2 protein-coding genes are annotated in these 2,468 nt (G+C 56.7%); both read right to left on the reverse strand.

Annotated elements, in window-relative coordinates; all coding sequences use genetic code 11:
- Nucleotides 1-116: 116 nt before the first annotated feature.
- On the reverse strand, nucleotides 117-1,166 hold the full coding sequence (gene cydB, locus NW856_RS03400) for a cytochrome d ubiquinol oxidase subunit II (protein ID WP_414399087.1): 1,050 nt from the start codon (nucleotides 1,164-1,166) through the stop codon (nucleotides 117-119).
- A 193-nt stretch (nucleotides 1,167-1,359) separates the two neighbouring features.
- Nucleotides 1,360-2,468 (reverse strand): cytochrome ubiquinol oxidase subunit I (locus NW856_RS03405; RefSeq protein ID WP_414399088.1); only part of this gene is annotated, 1,109 nt, incomplete at its 5' end.

A 2,468-nucleotide genomic window follows, 5' to 3' on the forward strand; every position in this document is an offset into this window, starting at 1 on the left:
ATGCTCAGCAGTGTTCAGCGTAAATGTATCAGCCTTTCTCTGTAGACGTTCGATTGCACCTAAAAAATTGCCCCGCCCATCACCGGGCGGGGTTATTGCTGCATCCTCAGGCCAGCTTAAACTGCCTCTGGAACTTTGGCCTCTTCCGCCGCCACTTCCTGCACCACGATCTTGCCCCGGAACACCACGTAGTTGTAGATGTTGTAGGACAAGATAACCGGGATCAGAAAGCCAATAAAGGTGAGCATAAACACCAGCGAGCTGGGGGAGGCTGCTGCTTCGTAGATGGTGACGCTGGGGGGGATGATGTTGGGGAAGACCATGAACCCCAAGCCGACAAAAGAAAGTGCAAAAATCAAAAAGGTGTAAACCAAAACGCTATTTTCTTCCCGCCGGCGCAGGCTGCGCAGCAACAACGCCACAAACAAAAGCCCCAGCGCCGGAATGGCGGCAAAGATGTAGAAAAGGGGAGGCGAGAAGAGCTGAGCACGCGCCTGCTCGGACATGATAGGAGTGCTGATGGTGATAAACACTGCCCCCAGTAAAGTTGTCCAGGTGGCGATGGTTGCCGTCTTGTAGTAGGTTTCCTGAAGCTCGCCGGTGGTCTTAACGATTAGGTAGGCTGAGCCGATTAACACATAGCCCTGGATCAAAGTAAGAGCCACCAACAGCGTGCGCCAGGTCAGCCAATCCCAGGGGCTGCCGGCAAAGTGGCCGGCTTCGTCCACGCGGATCCCTTCGAAGACGCTGCCCAAGGCAAATCCCTGGCCCAAGGCTGCCAAAAAGCTGCCCACTCCAAAGGCCAGGTTCCACACCAACTTGTTGTCGGCGTTTTCCCGAAACTCGAAGGAAACGGCCCGCAAGATCAGGCCCACCACCATGATCACCAAGGGTATGTAGAGGGCATTGAGAATGGTGGCGTAGGCGAGAGGAAAAGATCCAAATAGGGATCCCCCCATCAACACCAGCCACGTCTCGTTGGCATCCCAAACATTGCCCAAGCTGGTCATGAGAATGCTGCGCCGCGTCTCGCTGGAGGCCGTCAGGGAGAGGATACCAACTCCCAGATCAAACCCGTCCAGCAGAACGTAGAGAAATAGGAATAGGCCCAGGATAAAAAACCAAACCTGGGGCAGAAACCGCTGTAAAGGCTCAAAAGATTCCATCGCTGTTCCCTCTGCTTTGAGTATTTCTGACCAGTGCGAGACAGTTCCCGATGGCGATCCCCAGTCCCTCTCCCTCTAGGGAAGGGAAGTTGGGAGTTGACGTAGCGAAGGGTTTCACTGCTGTGGGGAATGGGCCTGCTACGTTGCCCTGTTGCTACTTGGAGTCACCAGTTAGATGGCTACCAAACTGCTGCTACCGAGCTTCTGCAGGACGGCGATCTGGCTCGTGGCGGGCAGGCTCGACCACGATCACCGGCTGCGTTGCCGGGACAGGGGCGGGCAACTCCAGGTTTGGCCCTTCGCGGATGATGCGGCTGCCAAAGTAGAGAGCGGCAACGAAGAACACAGTGTACAACGCGGTCAGGCCAACCAGAGAAAACAGCACTTCTCCTGCCGGCAGGGGCGAAACCGATTCCACCGTGCGCAGTTGTCCATACACAATCCAGGGCTGCCGACCCACACAGCGGACGATCCAACCGGTTTCAACGGCGATGTATCCCAGGGGTGCTGCGAAGATCCAAGCTCTCATCAGCCACTTTTGCTGAGAAAGGGCCTCCACTGAGAGCTTGCCCCTCAGCCATTGCACAAGGGTAACTCCGACAAGCCCGGCCAGAAAAAGACCAATGGCCACCATCGTTCTGAAGGAGTAGTAGATCAGGCCGACCATGTGGGGACGATTTTGGGGATCCCAGCTTTTGAGCCCTTGAATGGGTCGATCCAGCCTGGGTTTGAACTCCAGCAGATAGCCCAGCGCGCCAGGGATCTTCACCTCCCACTCATTGCGCTCTTCGCGGTCGTTGGGCACAGCCAACAGGCTCCAGTCTGCCCGCTCGCCGGCAGGGATCGTCTCCCACTGGGCCTCCATGGCCGCCAGCTTGGCCGGCTGATAGCGATAGACTTGCTCCGCGCTCAGATGGCCGACGAACACCTGCAAAGGGGCGACCACCAGGGTCATTGCCAAGACCACTTTGAGGGAGCGGGAGAAGAACTCGCTGTGCCGCCGCTTGAGAATGTACCAGGCACTGATGCCACCGATAACAAACAAAGAGGTTTCCAAGGTGGCAAAAAACATGTGCAGAAAGCTGTTGACCATGAAGGGGTTGACAATAGCTTGCAGGTAGTCCCGCACCACAAATTTCCCATCGACGAACACGCCACCTGCCGGCGTCTGCAGCCAAGAGTTGGCCGTCAGGATCCAAAAGGTGGATAAGTTGGCGCCAAAGGCCACCAGGATCGTCGAGATCCAGTGAATCACCGGCGGGACGCGCTCCCAGCCGAACAGCATGATCCCCAGAAAGCTGG

It is taken from the genome of Synechococcus sp. R3-13, from assembly GCF_047462195.1.
In the GTDB taxonomy this organism is placed as follows: domain Bacteria; phylum Cyanobacteriota; class Cyanobacteriia; order Thermostichales; family Thermostichaceae; genus Thermostichus.

Bases quoted from the DNA above. Each gene is read 5' to 3' on its own strand.
- cydB (WP_414399087.1), bottom strand. From the start codon at position 1,166: ATGGAATCTTTTGAGCCTTTACAGCGGTTTCTGCCCCAGGTTTGGTTT.